18 protein-coding genes are annotated in these 14,508 nt (G+C 69.6%); 14 read left to right on the top strand and 4 right to left on the bottom strand.

All coding sequences use genetic code 11. From position 1 onward, the window contains the following. Positions 1-161: 161 nt before the first annotated feature. A complete protein-coding gene (locus R2E43_RS11880) occupies positions 162-557 on the bottom strand; it encodes a winged helix-turn-helix domain-containing protein (RefSeq protein ID WP_332056180.1) in 396 nt (131 codons plus the stop codon). Positions 558-953: 396 nt separating this feature from the next. Here R2E43_RS11880 and R2E43_RS11875 point away from each other — a divergent pair, with 396 nt between their 5' ends. The 9 genes from R2E43_RS11875 to R2E43_RS11835 all read left to right on the top strand — a co-directional run bounded on the left by R2E43_RS11875 (position 954) and on the right by R2E43_RS11835 (position 8,219). Further along, entirely contained in the window at positions 954-1,247 is a 294-nt protein-coding gene (locus R2E43_RS11875) for a hypothetical protein (protein ID WP_224298330.1), read from the top strand. Beyond that, complete coding sequence (locus R2E43_RS11870; protein WP_332056179.1) at positions 1,244-2,296, top strand: DUF2637 domain-containing protein; 1,053 nt, start codon at positions 1,244-1,246, stop codon at positions 2,294-2,296. Before R2E43_RS11875 ends, R2E43_RS11870 begins: the two co-directional genes overlap by 4 nt. After that, complete coding sequence (locus tag R2E43_RS11865) at positions 2,293-2,943, top strand: GGDEF domain-containing protein (protein WP_332056178.1); 651 nt, start codon at positions 2,293-2,295, stop codon at positions 2,941-2,943. The genes R2E43_RS11870 and R2E43_RS11865 overlap by 4 nt, the downstream gene beginning before the upstream one ends. Beyond that, on the top strand, positions 2,940-3,266 hold the full coding sequence (locus R2E43_RS11860) for a hypothetical protein (protein WP_332056177.1): 327 nt from the start codon (positions 2,940-2,942) through the stop codon (positions 3,264-3,266). The genes R2E43_RS11865 and R2E43_RS11860 overlap by 4 nt, the downstream gene beginning before the upstream one ends. Positions 3,267-3,287: 21 nt before the next feature. After that, on the top strand, positions 3,288-4,775 hold the full coding sequence (locus tag R2E43_RS11855; protein WP_332056176.1) for a DNA cytosine methyltransferase: 1,488 nt from the start codon (positions 3,288-3,290) through the stop codon (positions 4,773-4,775). 158 nt (positions 4,776-4,933) lie between these two features. Next, the gene (locus R2E43_RS11850; protein ID WP_332056175.1) at positions 4,934-7,138 is read left to right on the top strand and encodes a cell division protein FtsK; all 2,205 of its coding nucleotides are present in this window, start codon (positions 4,934-4,936) and stop codon (positions 7,136-7,138) included. A 141-nt stretch (positions 7,139-7,279) separates the two neighbouring features. Next, complete coding sequence (locus R2E43_RS11845; protein WP_332056174.1) at positions 7,280-7,555, top strand: hypothetical protein; 276 nt, start codon at positions 7,280-7,282, stop codon at positions 7,553-7,555. Then, complete coding sequence (locus R2E43_RS11840; protein ID WP_061444264.1) at positions 7,552-7,746, top strand: hypothetical protein; 195 nt, start codon at positions 7,552-7,554, stop codon at positions 7,744-7,746. The genes R2E43_RS11845 and R2E43_RS11840 overlap by 4 nt, the downstream gene beginning before the upstream one ends. An 11-nt stretch (positions 7,747-7,757) precedes the next feature. Then, complete coding sequence (locus tag R2E43_RS11835; protein WP_332056173.1) at positions 7,758-8,219, top strand: hypothetical protein; 462 nt, start codon at positions 7,758-7,760, stop codon at positions 8,217-8,219. A gap of 3 nt (positions 8,220-8,222) precedes the next feature. On the opposite strand, the gene R2E43_RS11830 is transcribed toward R2E43_RS11835, so the two are convergent. Then, a complete protein-coding gene (locus R2E43_RS11830) occupies positions 8,223-8,471 on the bottom strand; it encodes a hypothetical protein (protein WP_332056172.1) in 249 nt (82 codons plus the stop codon). 34 nt (positions 8,472-8,505) lie between these two features. On the opposite strand from R2E43_RS11830, the gene R2E43_RS11825 reads away from it, so the two are divergent. The 5 genes from R2E43_RS11825 (at position 8,506) to R2E43_RS11805 (ending at position 12,822) form a co-directional block, all read left to right on the top strand. After that, positions 8,506-9,045 (top strand): hypothetical protein, encoded by a 540-nt coding sequence (locus tag R2E43_RS11825; protein WP_332056171.1) that lies wholly within the window; start codon positions 8,506-8,508, stop codon positions 9,043-9,045. Positions 9,046-9,132: 87 nt separating this feature from the next. Continuing rightward, a complete protein-coding gene (locus tag R2E43_RS11820; protein ID WP_332056170.1) occupies positions 9,133-10,020 on the top strand; it encodes a bifunctional DNA primase/polymerase in 888 nt (295 codons plus the stop codon). Further along, positions 10,017-11,174 (top strand): AAA family ATPase, encoded by a 1,158-nt coding sequence (locus tag R2E43_RS11815; protein ID WP_332056169.1) that lies wholly within the window; start codon positions 10,017-10,019, stop codon positions 11,172-11,174. Before R2E43_RS11820 ends, R2E43_RS11815 begins: the two co-directional genes overlap by 4 nt. Next, positions 11,171-11,365: a helix-turn-helix transcriptional regulator gene (locus R2E43_RS11810; RefSeq protein ID WP_332056168.1), complete on the top strand. Its 195-nt coding sequence runs from the start codon at positions 11,171-11,173 to the stop codon at positions 11,363-11,365. Before R2E43_RS11815 ends, R2E43_RS11810 begins: the two co-directional genes overlap by 4 nt. Positions 11,366-11,370: 5 nt before the next feature. Further along, entirely contained in the window at positions 11,371-12,822 is a 1,452-nt protein-coding gene (locus tag R2E43_RS11805) for a tyrosine-type recombinase/integrase (RefSeq protein WP_387845756.1), read from the top strand. 39 nt (positions 12,823-12,861) lie between these two features. On the opposite strand, the gene R2E43_RS11800 is transcribed toward R2E43_RS11805, so the two are convergent. After that, complete coding sequence (locus R2E43_RS11800) at positions 12,862-13,851, bottom strand: hypothetical protein (protein ID WP_332056166.1); 990 nt, start codon at positions 13,849-13,851, stop codon at positions 12,862-12,864. Next, a complete protein-coding gene (locus tag R2E43_RS11795) occupies positions 13,848-14,444 on the bottom strand; it encodes a DUF6932 family protein (RefSeq protein WP_332056165.1) in 597 nt (198 codons plus the stop codon). Before R2E43_RS11795 ends, R2E43_RS11800 begins: the two co-directional genes overlap by 4 nt. Between the last annotated feature and the right edge of the window lie 64 nt (positions 14,445-14,508).

The following is a 14,508-nucleotide window of genomic DNA, read 5'->3' as shown; positions in this document are numbered from 1 at the left end:
GTCCTCTTTCCTTTCCGGCAGCATGCTCATTGGCATGTCAGGGATCAATGAGCGACGCAGCGAGTTGGGAGGCCTGACTCCCACGGAGTTTGCCTTGATTGAAGCCGGTTTGAGCGAAGCGCGCGCCACGATCGAACGACTGATGAGTCGCGCGGGCGCCCTCACGGCGCGGGTGGAGTCCCGTCGCCGACACGCTGTTCAAGGCGATCTAGTCGCTCGCCGAGTAGGTGAAGAGCGTCATGAATCGAGCTGAGTTCTGCGGCCAGCGCGGTGAACGCGGGGCTACTGCCCGGCTCGGTGCCGAGCGGCGTCGAAGGGTCACGGACGAAGGTTCCGCGGCCTTGCTGGGTGAGAACCACCCCCTCATCGCGGAGCTGGCCGTACGCGCTCTGCACGGTCATGAGTTGCACGCCAAGCTCTTTGGCGAGCTTGCGCGCTGCAGGGAGCTGGTCCCCCGGCTCGTACTCGCGGTTCCGGCCCGTGATCTTCTCGCGGAACTCCGCGGCGATCTCCTTGGCCGTGGGCGTCTGCTTGGGCGCTTCTGGGCTCTGCTCCATGGGTTCGAGAGTAGCCGGACCTAGGTCAATCTCTGCTCTTCGCTCGAACCCTCTTGACAGCTAGATTGACCTAGGTCAATCTGAATTACGTGCCGACGGGTCCCGTGAGAACGGGCGTCCCTTAAGGGGCTACCGCACCCGCCGGGAGCGTCTGACCTTTGACAACTGAATGGGGATCACGCCGCCTCTCCTCGGCCAAGTAGGCGGCCACGCGGGACCCGTCCTGCGTGAGGTACAGCGCGAGACGCCCTGATGGTCGTAGGCCGGGTTCGACTCCTGGCCAGGGCGCTGCCCCGCCCGCACGCGCGGCTCGGGGCGCACACGCCGAGCGGTCGCCTCTCACCACCAGGCCACGGCTGCCGGCACTTCCCTCGTCCCTTCGACAGGAGCGCTGCCATGCGTACGTACATCGGCGGCCATCAGGCCGTCTCTGTGAACGACTTCATCGAATTGGCCCTGGGCACCCCGCTTGAGCTGTGGCTGGGTGCTGAAGGCGAGACCGAGGAAGAGCGCGCGGCCCGGCTGGACGCCGCCCGCGACATCCTCGCCGACAACCCCGACCTCCCGGACGACGTGACTCGCGTCGTCGCCGAGGTGATCGAGTCGCACGCCCCCGAGCTGTTCAACGTCGTCCCGCTGCCCCGCCTGGCCGGGCGTCGGCGGCCCTCGCGGAAGGGAGCGGCAGCATGACCACCGACGAGACGGCACCCGCCCCCGACCCTCCGGCCGTGCCGCCGCTGACGCGCCCGGAAATGGGCCTGGCCGGGATCGGCGCCGCTGCGGCGGCCGGTGTCGGCGCGCTCGGTCTCATCTCCTCCTTCGACGCCGTGTCGGCCGCCGCCGCCCGCTGGGGGTTCGGCGAGCCGTGGATGCTGCCGGTCGGCATCGACGTGGCCATTCCGGTGTTCACCCTGGCCAACCTGCTGCTGATCCGGATGGACATGGCGTTGGCGTGGGTGCGGTTCGTGCCCTGGGCGCTCACCCTGATCACGTGCGGGCTGAACGTCGCCGCCGGCCACTCGCTGTGGGCGAAGGTGGCGCACGGCACGATGCCGCTGCTGTGGGTGGTGTTTTCCGAGATCGGCGCGCACATCTACGCCGTCCGGATCGGCGCCGCGACCGGCCGCCGGATGGAAAAGGTGCGTTTCTCGCGCTGGTTGCTCGCCCCGCTGTCGACGTTCGCGCTGTGGCGCCGGATGACGCTGTGGGAGGTCACCTCCTACGCCGACGCGCTTGCCCGTGAGCGCGAGCGGCTGCTGGCCCGCGCGGACCTGCGCGAGCGCTATGGACGCGCCTGGCGGCGACGCACCCCGCGCCGCGAACGCGTCCTGCTACGGCTGGGTGAGCTGAACCCGGCCGACGCAGTGCCCGACACCACCCCCGACCCGGAGCCCGCGCCGGAACCGGCCAGGGAAAGGGAAGAGGCCACCCCTTCGGCCCCGAGGGCGCCGCGGAAGCGTGTCGGGAAGGGCCGGGGCAAGGCGGCGCCGCGTTCGGTGGCGGACCTGCTGACCGAGGCCCGCACGGCTACCGCCGACTGGCCTGACAGCGGGATCAACGCGGAGGCGCTGCGCAAGGCGCTGCGGTGTGGTGCGTCCCCGGCTCGGCAGGTGCGTGACGTGCTGCTCGCCGAGCGGGCCGACGACCACGCCCGCCCCGTCGACACCCCCGGCACCGAGACCGACGCGGACACGGACGCTGGGGCGTCCGTCGACACCGGTCAGGAGGTGGCGGCATGAACACGCTGGCCACGATCCTGCTGTCCGTACTGCCGCTCGCTACCGGGTGGGCGGCGCACGTCCGTTGGCTGTACGGCTGCCTGAACACCGCCCGCCGTGACCCGCTCACCGGCTTACACACCCGCGACGGTTTCACCCGCCGTGCCACCGTCCTGCTGAAGGACCCGCGCGCGGTCGTCGCCCTCGCAGACGTCGACAAGTTCAAGCACATCAACGACACCTACGGGCACGCCGCCGGAGACGCGCTGCTGAAGGCAACCGCCGACCGGCTCGCCCACCACGTCGGCCGCAACGGGGTCGCGGGCAGGCTCGGGGGCGATGAGTTCGCCGCCGTCCTCATCGACGACCACGGCACCGCTGGCGACCTGCTCGCCGTCCTGCACGGCGTGCTCGCCCGACCCGTCGAGGGCCAGGACCCGGCCGTGCACACCACCGTCTCGCTCGGCTGGGTGCGCGCCGCGGACTTCCCCGCCGAAGACCTGTCAGGGCTGCTGCGGCGGGCGGATGAGGCGATGTACGCGGCCAAGCAGGCCCGCGCCGGACTGCGCCGTGCGGGTCTGGGTCGGCTGTTCGCCACCCTCGCCGGGCGCCGCGCCGGCCGTACCGGCGCCCGCACGGACGCCCCGGCCGTGGGGGTGGCGGCATGAGTGAGCCCCTCGCTGCCGTCGGCACCTGGCGGCCGGTGATGGACGCTGCCGGGCACCGCTGCCAGTGCAGCGGCCAGTGCGGCAACGCCCACGCCAAGACCGACGGGCGCTGCCCGCGCGAGCACGACGGCTACACCAGCAAGCACGGCCACCGCGTCCGCCTGATGGCCGCTCCTGCCGACCCGCTCACCCCGCCCGTTATCGCCGTGAAGTTGCCGCCGGGGGAGCTGCTGGCCTGGTGCCCGGAGTGCCACACCGCCGCCGCCCGCCGCGCCCGCACCACGGCCCCGGTGGACGACGCGCCGGGCCTGTTCGACCTCTGACCTCGAAAAGGGAGTGCAGGCATGAGCCTGACGTTCACCGATCTGTTCTGCGGCGCGGGCGGCTCCTCCACGGGCCTGGTCGCGGCCGGGCTGGAACTGCGCCTGGCGGCCAACCACTGGCAGCGCGCGGTGGAGACGCACGCCGCCAACCACCGCGACGCCGACCACCTGTGCGCGGACATCAACAACTACGACATGCGGCGCCTGCCGAAGACGGACATCCTGTGGGCCTCGCCGATCTGCACGGAGATCTCCCCGGCTGGCGGACGCCGCCGCACACACGGCCAACTGTCCTTCGACTTGGAGGAGCACGGCCGGGTGGACGACGCGGGCTGGGAGCGCACCAGGGCCACCGCCTACGACGTGATCCGGGCGACCGAGGTGCACCGCTACAAGGCGGTCCTGTGTGAGAACGTCCTCGAATTCGCCGTGGACTGGGAGCTGTTCGACTGGTGGCGCAAGGGCATGGAAATGCTCGGCTACCGCTCGCAGATCGTCTCCGTCTCCTCCGCCCACGTCGGCGGCACCGGCAACCTGCCCGCACCACAGTGGCGGGACCGGATCTACATCGTCTTCACCCGCGCCGACATCCCCCAACCCGACCTGGCGCCCACGCCGTCGGCGTACTGCACCGAGTGCGCGACGGACGTGCGGGCGGTCCAGTCCTGGCGCAACGGGCGCCGGGTGGGCAAGTACAAGCAGCAGTACGACTACCGCTGCCCCAACAGCGGCTGCCGCCACGCTGTGGTGGAGCCGTACGTGCGTCCGGCCGCGAGCATCATCGACTGGACCAACCTCGGGGTCCGCATCGGTGACCGCCCGGCGACCGGGCTTCGGCCGTTGGCGGCGAACACGGTCAAGCGCATCCGCGCGGGCCTGAACCTGCTGGGTGATCAGCGGATGGTGCTCACGGTCAACCACGGCGGGCATGACGGCCGGGCTGTCCCCGCCGACGCGGCCCCGCTGGCCGCCCGCACGGTGAAGATCGGGGATGCCGTGCTGGTGCCGAGCGGCGGCACGTGGAACACCACACCGACCCGGGCCAGCGAGCCGATGCGCACGCGGCTGGCGAATCCGAAGGGGTTCGAGGCGCTGCTGACCCCGCCGCAGGCGGACGACTCGTTCATCGTCACCCTGCGCCGCAACGCCACCGCACGGCCGGTCGGCGAGCCCGTCGACACGGTGACGGCCAAGGGTCGGCATCACTGGCTGGTCATCCCGTACCGCAACGCGGCCACGAAGACGACCGGTGAGCCGCTGCACACCCTGTCGACGGTCGACTCCGCGGGCATCGCCTCGCCGGCGCCCGCGTTGGAGGACTGCCACTACCGGATGATCCAGCCGCGCGAACAGCTCCTCGCGCAGCGCTTCCCGGCCGACTACATCGTCCACGGCAACAAGGGCGAGCAGACCATGCAGGCCGGAAACGCCGTCTCCTGCAACGTCGCCCAGTGGATCGGCGAGCGCGTCACCGCCGCCCTCGCCCGCACCGCCGCACACGCCGCCTGACCGCCGGAGGGGGGCGAACTGGCCCCCTCAGTAAGGGGGCACAAAGTGTCCCCCTTACCGCCCAGTAGGGCGCCCATCATCTTTCCACGGGCCCGGCCGCCCACCTCCTACAGCGTCGGCCGGGCCCACCCTCCCGCCACTTCCGGAAGGAACCCTCAGTGAAGCACCCCGACGACGACAACGAACTCTTCAACCGGCTTGAAGCCGAGATGGCCGCCGACTCGGGCGGCGAGGTAGTCGACCTCGACAAGGCACGCTCGGCCCGCGCCGAGTCGGCCGACCGGTCGCCCGACTCCCATGACGGACGGTCGGGTGCCGGGTCGGCCGACCCGGCGGCGCCCGTGATGGTCGACCGGTCGGCACCGACCGCGACCGGCCCCGGCTACCTCGGTCGGCTGGCCGGAGCACGGCGCCGGGCGGTCGTCCCGGTGTGGCTGCGGTCGACCGCCGAACTCAAGACGGCCGCCGGGTGGGTGGCCCGTCACTACGCCCACGCCGCCGGGTACCACGCGCTGCGCGCCCCGGTCTACGCCGCCCGCCTCACCCTCCAGGCACCGACGGGCGCGGCGAAGTTCGTGGGCGGCACGCTGCGGTGGGTGGCCGACCGCGAGGGCGAGCCCGTCCGCCTGGCGGCCGTACGCCGCGAGGACGCCGCGGAGTACCTGAAGCTGTCGCGGCAGCGCGACGGCCGGGTCCGACTGCGCACCCTCGTCACGGTGCTGGCCATGTTCACCGGCCTGGCCACCGCGCTGGCCATCTACGTGCTCGCCCCGGCATGGCTTCAGGCCGTGTCGGTGAGCACGCTGGTGATGGCGTTCGGGTCGGCCGGCCGCAAGGCGGACGCCCCGGTCATCCACCGAGCCGTGGAACTGCCCAAGGCCGCGAAGCTCACCTCGGATATCGTGCTGCGCGCTCTCGGAGCGCTCGGTATTCCGGCGATCAATCAGGCGCAGGCCAAGGGACGGGACGGGTTCGAGTTCACCGCCCCGATCACCCGCGACGGCCCGGGCTGGCGGGCGGAGGGCAACCTCCCCTTCGGCGTCACCGTGACCGACATCATCGAGCGCCGCGAACGCCTCGCCTCCGGCCTGCGCCGCCCGCTCGGGTGCGTGTGGCCCGAGGCGGTGGCCGACGAACACACCGGCCGCCTGGTGCTGTGGGTCGGTGACCAGGACCTGACCAAGGCGAAGAAGCCGCAGTGGCCGCTGGCCAAGGCGGGCGCGGTGGACCTGTTCAAGCCCGTCGCCTACGGCACCGACCAGCGCGGACGCTGGATCGAGGTCACCCTGATGTACATCGCCGGGGTGATCGGCGCCATCCCCCGCATGGGCAAGACCTTCCTCCTGCGGCTGCTCCTGCTCATCGCCGCACTCGACCCGCGCGCCGAGCTGCACACCTACGACATGAAGGGCACCGGTGACCTGGACCCGGTCGGCAACGCCGTCTCCCACCGGCACGCCGCCGGCGACGACGACGAAGCCATCGCCTACGCGCTCGCCGACTGGCGGGCGCTGCGCGAGGAACTGCGCCGCCGCACCAAGGTGATCCGCTCCCTGCCCCGGGACATCTGCCCCGAGTCCAAGGTCACGTCCGCGCTGGCGGACAAGCGCTCGCTCGGTCTGCATCCGATCGTGGTCGGGGTGGATGAGTGCCAGGTGCTGTTCGAGCACCCCGAGCACGGCAAGGAGTTCGAGGAGATCGCCACCGACCTGGTCAAGCGCGGCCCCGCCACCGGCATCGTGATGCTGCTGGCCACCCAGCGACCGGACGCCAAGTCCCTGCCCACCGGGATCAGCGCGAACGCGTCCGCCCGCTGGTGCCTGAAGGTCATGGGCCAGACCGAGAACGACATGGTCCTCGGTACCTCCGCCTACAAGCGGGGTGTGCGGGCGACCATGTTCGCCTGGGGTGACAAGGGCATCCACTACTTCGTCGGCGAGGGCTCCGACGCCCGGATCGTGGCCTCCGTCTACGTCGACGCGCCCGGCGCCGAGACCATCGCCGCCCGCGCCCGCAAGGCCCGCGAGACGGCCGGGCTGCTGTCCGGCCACGCCCTCGGGGAGGCACCGGAGACGGTCACGGGCCCGGCCTACGACCTGCTCGCCGACATCCTCGCCGTCATCCCGGCATCCGAGACCAAGGTCTGGTCCGAGACCGTCGTCGCCCGGCTCGCCGAACTGCGCGAGGACGTCTACGGCGGCTGGGACCCCGAAGGGCTGTCCGCGGCCCTGAAGCCGTACGGCGTCTCCACCATCCAGGTAGGCCGCCGCGTCAACGGCAAGGTCGTCAACCGGCGCGGCATCGACCGCTCCCACATCACCACCGCGATTGCGGATCGTGACGGAAAGCGGGACGCAGGCTGACCGTTCGGGGCCGCTAGCGCTAGCGGCACACCCCGCTAACGTTAGCGGCCCCGCTAGCACCCCAAACCCAGTCTGATCAGGTCGCTAGCGGATAGCGGCCCACCTGCGGAAACCCCCGGAACCCGCCCTGGAGGGCTCCCGATGACTCCCATCCTCCTTGCTATCGCCTGCCTGCTCGCCGTCACTTTCGGTTACGGCGGGCTGTGTGCTGCCTCGCCGTTCGGCGACTGCCGCAAGTGCCACGGCATGGGCCACGAACTCACCACCGACCGCAAGGGCAAGGCCAAGCGCGGCAAGAACTGCCGCCGCTGCAAGGCCACCGGCAAACGCATCCGCGTCGGCCGCTGGCTCTACAACCGCTGGGCCCGCATCTACCGCGCCGGCACCGACACCCCCCGCCCGAAAGGCATCCGATGATCCTCAACATTTCCGCCGTGCTGCTGTTCGGCGCAGCGTCCGCCTTGGCCGTCAAGACCAAGTCCGCCGGGGGCGGCGCCGCCCTGGTCCTGTTCCTGTTCGGGTTCTTCGCCGCCGGAACCGGCGCCTACGAGCCCATCCACAACCTCGTCCAGGCATCCGCCGACGCCATCGCCGAACTCGGCAACTAGGGAGAGCCGCCATGAACGAACCCCTCCGCCGCCCGGCCGCATACGACGCGGCGGGCGTGGAAGTCCACCGCCCCGTGCCCCTCGTACCCGCACCCACGGCGCCGCTCGCGCCCGTGCAGCCGGGCGGCGTCCCGTCGGTGGCGAGCGTCGTCCTCCCGGACGGCCGCGTCGTCACCGGCTACGCCGTCACCCCCGCCCAGCCCGAGCCGCTGGCCGCCAAGCCGGCCGTCTCCCGCGCGGCCGTGAACATCGCCCTCGGAGGTGTCGGCTTCCTCGCGGTGTGCGGCGGGCTGTTCCTGCTGACCGCGTTCATCACCGCCCTGACCGCCCTGGTCACCCAGCTTGTCATCCTCGCCGCCGTCCTCTTTGGCGGCTGGGTCGCCGTGCAGGTGCTCAGCGCACGCGGTCACCGGGGCGGGACCACGGTCAACATCCACAAGGCCACGTTCAAGCGCAACCACTTCCACGGCTGAGCGTCAGCCGTCACCGCGACCGGCCTTCCACAGGATGAGCCGGGCTATCAACTGGCCGCCGACCGAAGTCAACACGACCGTCAGCGCGAACGACAGCGAGTCGTCCCACGACTTGCCCCGCACCCAATGCCAGAACACGGCTGCAAGCCCGGCCACGGCAAGCACATAAGCCAGCAACGCAAGCCACCGCTTCCCCCAGCGCTGACGCCAGGAAGGCGCTGCCTCATCACCTGACCGCTGACGCTCCGTCATCCCACCCAGCTACCCCATGAGGGGAAGGACCCACGTGTTCGAGATTCGCGTCATCACCGACCCGGCCGACGCCGACCGCGTCACCGCCGCCCTGTCCACCGCCTTCACCACCGGCGAGACCCGCCGGTATCCCACCCGTGACGGCCAGCGCACCCGCCTTTACGTCACCGCCGACCATCGCCCCGCCCCCGAGCCCTTCCTGGCCCCGGAAGCGGCGTACGCCCTGGCCCCGAGCATCCTCAGCGAGATGCGGTGGGTGACGAACGCTGTCGCCATCGCGGAGTGCTTCACCGCGCTGGAACGGGATTACTACCTGCGCAAGGCCGCCCTGCTCGACCGCATCGCGCTCATGGACGAACCGGCCCCGCCCTTCGGTGACGCCACCGAGGCCGCTGAAGCGGCGGCCGTGTTCCTGCTCGACACCGACCGCGACCACCTCGCCGACCGCGTCGTGGAACGGGCGGACAAGGACCCGCGCGGCTACGTCCGCCAGCAGTACGCCCTGCACGCCGCCTGCGTCTACGACGACCTCGGCGAGGGGCCCTGCTACCTGCACCCGGACCCCGAGAACTAGATACACCCGGGGCGGGCGCCTCTCACCACAAGACCGCGCCCACCCCGGCTCTCTTGTCCCTTCGACAGAAACAGGAGAACCCCCAGGATGCCTCACCTGGACGGCTCTGCCCAGCTCACCGCCGCGCTTGACGCTGCGTCCCGCGGCTGGCACGTCTTCCCCCTCATCCCCAGCGACAAGCGGCCCGCCATCCGCGACTGGGAACAGCGGGCCACCACCGACCCGGACCGCATCACCCGATGCTGGACCCACGCCCCCTACAACATCGGCATCGCCACCGGACCCTCCGGACTGGTCGTCATCGACCTCGACACCCCCAAGAACCCCGACGACAAGCCGCCTGCCGCGTGGGCTGATGACGGCATCCTCGACGGCGCCGACGTACTCGCCGCTCTCTGCGAGCGCCACCGCCAGCACTACCCGGCCGACACCCACACCGTGGAAACCGGCCGCGGCGGGCTGCACCTGTACTTCACCACCCCCGACGGCGAGGAGCTGCGCAACACACAGAGCAGGCTCGGCTGGAAGGTCGACACCCGCGCGGCAGGCGGCTACGTCGTCGGCGCGGGCAGCATCGTCCCAGCGGGCCCCTACGACACCGCCCACGCCGCGCCCGCGTCACCGCTGCCCGGCTGGCTGGCAAAGCTGCTGCGCCCGGCGCCGCTGCCCCCACAGCGTCCGGTCACGGTGCCGCTGTCCACCCACGACCGGCGGGGCAAGTTCCTCAACGCCGCGCTCAACGACGAGTTGGCCCGCGTCACCGGATCCCGCGATCACCAGCACAACCACGCCCTCTACATCGCCTCCGTCGCCCTCGGACAGCTGGTAGCCGGGGGAGAGCTGCACGCGCATGAGGTGAGCGAGAAGCTCACCGAGGCCGCGCTCAGCGTCGGCCAAGGCGAACGCGAGGCACGCCGCACCATCGCCTCCGGCCTGCGTGCCGGAGCCAACCGCCCCCGGAGGGTCGCGGCATGAGCGCCAACCCGATCCCCCCGCTGCACCTGTACTCCGTGCCCAGCGATCCCAAGACGGCCCCCAAGGAACTGCCTAAGCGGGAGCGCCCGCGCACCGCGTGGACCGCGGATCAGCTCATGGCCGCCGACTTCCCGGAGCCCAAGTGGGCGGTGCCCGGCATCCTCGCCGAAGGCGTCAACCTGCTCGCCGGACCCCCGAAGGTGGGCAAGTCCTGGCTCTCTCTCGGGCTGGCCCTCTCGGTCGCGTCGGGCGGCCACGCCTTCGACTCACTGCCCGTGGACGGCGGCCCGGTGCTCTACCTCGCCCTGGAGGACACCCCGCGCCGTCTCCAGACCCGCATGGGCAAGATGCTGGGAGGTCAGCCGGCCCCGGCCGGGCTGACCCTGGTCACCGAGTGTCCGCCCTTCCCTCAGGGCGGCAGCGACGCCATCGCCAACTGGCTGGAGCGCAACCAGGAAGCCCGCATGGTCGTCATCGACGTGTTCGCCAAGATGCGCGGCCCTGCCCCGCAGGGCGTGTCCGCCTACGACGCGGATTACGTGGCCGTCGGCTACGCCAAGCGGATCGCCGACCACTACGGCATCGCCGTTGTGCTCGTCCACCACGTCCGCAAGGCAGGCTCGGACGACTTCCTGACCGAGGTCTCCGGCACCAACGGCATCGCCGGAGCCGCAGACGCCACGCTCGTGCTGAAGCGGGCGCGTGGGCAGGCTGACGGCATCCTGCACGTCACCGGACGCGACGTCGACGAAGCCGAGTACGCGCTTCAGTTCCAAGCCGCCTCCGGCGCTTGGCAGATGCTCGATGGCCCGGTCACCGATCACACCATCGGCGACACCCGCGCCACGATCCTTCGATATGTCCGGGCCCACCCCGGTGCAAAGCCCAAGGACATGGCGGGTGAGCTGCCGAACGTCGACATCGACACGATCCGCCGTACCTGCAGCCGTATGGCCGACGCTGGACAGATCACCAAGGACCCAGGGGGTCGGTACTACCCGAACACCGAGAGCCGGGCCCAGAGCGCCCAAGGGGTGCCCGCACTGTCCGACTGTCCGGCTGTCACGTCTGACCAGCACAAAGACACCGGACAGTCAGAATCAACGCTGTCCGGCCTGTCCGGTGGGGAAAATGCCAAAGGGGTGGCCAAATGAGTGCCCGGACGCGAGACGACAAGATGACCGTCAAGGAGGTCATCGCTGATCTGAAAGTCGCCCCGTCGACTTTCTACCGGTGGCGCCAGCTCGGGAAGGGCCCCCGCTCGATCAAGCTGCCCAACGGCGACGTACGGATTCGACGGTCGGAGTACGAGCGGTGGCTAGCGGAGCGGGAGGACGCTGCGTGAGCACCCTGAACGACACCCCGGCCGGGCGCCCTCGCGGGTCGGCCCGGCCGGGCTACTCCTTCGACGTCAAGCTGTGGAAAGTCACGAAAACCGGGCGAAAGTCACGCCCCTACCGTCTGCGGTGGGTGGTCGCAGGCCGGGTGCACGGTGAAACGTTCACCACGTCCGCGCTCGCAGATAGTCGGCGATCGGAGCTGTGGCAGGCCATGAATCGACGCGGCGAGGCATTCGAAATAGAGTCGGGCCTGCCCGAGTCCGAGGTGCGCGCGGCGGCCGATGCAGCCGCGGCGACTGAAGTAAAGCCCCCGCTGCGGTGGTTCGAGTTCTGCCGCAAGTACGTGGCCGGGCGGTGGCGTACAAGCGCGGCCAAGACCCGAGAGAGTATGGCGGATGGTCTTGCGGCCGTGAGCCTCGCCATGGTGAAGCGCGGGGACGGCGTGCCTTCGGATGAGCAACTGCGTCTAGCGTTCCGGTGGGGGGTCGTGCCCGCGAACGTGGGCGAGGAACCGCCAGCCGATATCAAGGCCGCGTACGACTGGCTCACGACCGCAGACCGGGCGGTCGCCGACCTGACCGACGCCGAGGTGTTCGAGGATGTGCTGTACCGCCTCGGGTACAAGCTGGACGGCACCCCGGCGGCGGGCGACACGTACAAGCGGCGGCGACGCGCCCTGAACACCGCTCTCGAACACGCCGTGGTCACGGGGAAGCTCCCGGAGAATCCGCTCCAGCGCGCCCGACGGAAATACGTCGGCTCCAACGATGTGGTGGACCGCCGCGTCCTCGTGAACGCCGTACAGGCCCGGCAGTTGCTCACGGCCGTCTCCTACGTCGGATCGTGGGACCGTTGCCGTGGGCGGCGCCTGGCCGCCTTCTACGCGGTTCTGTACTACGCGGGACTGCGGCCCGCCGAGACGGTCGGGCTGAGGCGTTCCGACTGCCACCTGCCGGAGACGGGTTGGGGCACGCTGACGCTGCGGGAGACACGCCCCGTCTCGGGCAAGCAATGGACCGACTCGGGGGAGCGGCACGACCGCCGCGGCTTGAAGGCGCGGGAGGCGACCAGCGACCGCCCGGTGCCTATCCCGCCCGTCTTGGTCACCATCCTCCGGGCCCACCTGAACGAGTTCGGGACAGGTAAAGAAGGGCGCGTGTTTGGCAACGAGCGTGGGGGAGTGGTGGGCTCTTCCACCTACTGGAGGGTGTGGGAAGAAGCGCGGGAGTACGCGCTTCCACCGGATCGTGTCGAGTCGCCATTGGCCGGCCGCCCGTACGACCTGCGACACGCCTGCATCACACGGTGGCTGAACGCGGGGGTGCCGATCGCTGAGGTGGCCCGGCGGGTAGGCAATTCCCCCGAGGTGATCCACCGCCGCTACCACGGCTGTATCGACGGCCACGAGGAAGCGGCAAACGCAAAAATCGAACGGGCTATGGAATCGGAAGGGGACCAGTAGATGGAGAGGCAGAGGCGAAGCTCGCCTCTGCCTCTCCATCTACTGCGCGTCCCTATCTTGGTTCGGGGGAGCGACCCTGTGGCGGAGTGTCACGGGGAAGTCGTCCGGATCGTCAAACACCTCGATCGCGCCATCTTCCATGGGCATGCCCAGGAAAAGGTACTCGGTGACAGTATTGCCACCCCCGCGTGCGAGTCTGCGGCGTTCCTCGACGACTAGGTTAACCTCATCCCCTAGTTTCCACGGGACCTGCGTTATCTCCCCGGGTTCGAACTTGACAGAGATGGCCGGGCTCGACGGCGGTTTAATCACCGCGACGCCAGATAGCTTCAACTCGGTCACTCGGCCGAAGATCGTTGACTGCACCCGTGCGAAAGCGTCCTTGTGCGTCTTCCGCAACTCCCGGACGTATTGCTTCCCTGTTTCCGTAAGAGCTGAGCTATTTACAGTCCCGTCGCCCGAACAATAGCGAAACTGAACGGCTAGATCGAAGCGATCAAGGGCGCTGACCAGTCGAGATAGACTGGAAAGCATAGGTGTCCACTCGGTTACGTCTTCTCTGCCTTCGACGGTCTTGACCGCGTCGAAAAGTACACTGATGGCCTGCTCGGCAGCTTCGGGGGCGTCGCTATCCGCTGGATGGTCGTCCGTAACGGGCTTCTGCGGTGCCGTATTAGGGGTCGTTGGCCGCACATGCAAGACTGTGCTCCCAGCCGAGATGCCGACCAATTCGAGTTCCACGTCCTCGTCGGTTGAGGCCGTCACCCCATCCTGCAGTGGCTTCAACAGCGCGTTGCCGACGGAAAAACGTAGCCCTCCTCGGCCAGCTTCGCCGCCTGTGAGTCGGATAGTCAGCTCTTCCCTATGGCGAGCAGTCGGGTCCCACCTTTGAACTGAAGAGAGCCACTGCGTTCTTTGAGCTGTGTCGACAGTGTCTTCGTCTAGTTCGGTGGTGTCCTCGTGTTCGAGCCACTGGTCCAGGTCTGCGCGATGGCTTTCTAGGATGCGCTGACGCCAGTTCGTGGTCACAGCGACACCTCCAAGTAGCCTCGCCTCGGTGCGGCGCTTTCCAGCGTAGGGGCGTCCTTCGCGCCGGCTGGCCTGCACCGCTGCCACCAGTCGTCCCATGCGCCGCGCTGGCGCAGGTACTCAAGCTCAGTGTGTTCGAGTTCGTCCAGGTCAAACACCGACCGCACCGGCCTGTAGCGCACTTCAAGCGCGGAGAGGAGGTATTCCCTCTCAGTGTGGACCCGAGTGAACGCCCGCGTCATCCAGCCAGCCCTAGGTTTCCCCTTGATGGCCGTAGCCGCCGCGTCGTTGACGAAGACGGTGACGTCAGCGTTCCGAGGATCGACGCGCGAGCTTACGAAGCTGCCGCCAAGCCACACAGAGTGAACCAAGGACTCACCCTGGAGGACATCGCTGAAGTGCTCGTCAAGGATGAAGAAGCGACCCATGTAGCGCTCAAACCCGTCCCATATCTGCTCTCGGGTCGCGCTGTCCTTGAAGCGGCTGTTTTCCACCAGTAGCGCGCGGGCCTCATCCGCCTCTACCCGGTACCTGCCAGGTGCCAGGAAGTAGTCCTGACCGTTCGCGCACACATCGAAGTCGAGCACCGGCACCCCCCTGAGTCTCGCCAGCCCTCGGACGCTACACGAACCCTCTGACAGCCGGTAGCGCGCGGTT

It is taken from the genome of Streptomyces violaceoruber, assembly GCF_033406955.1.
Lineage (GTDB): Bacteria > Actinomycetota > Actinomycetes > Streptomycetales > Streptomycetaceae > Streptomyces > Streptomyces violaceoruber.
Note: the sequence above shows the minus strand (reverse complement) of the source record. Positions and strands in the feature narration are given on the sequence as shown.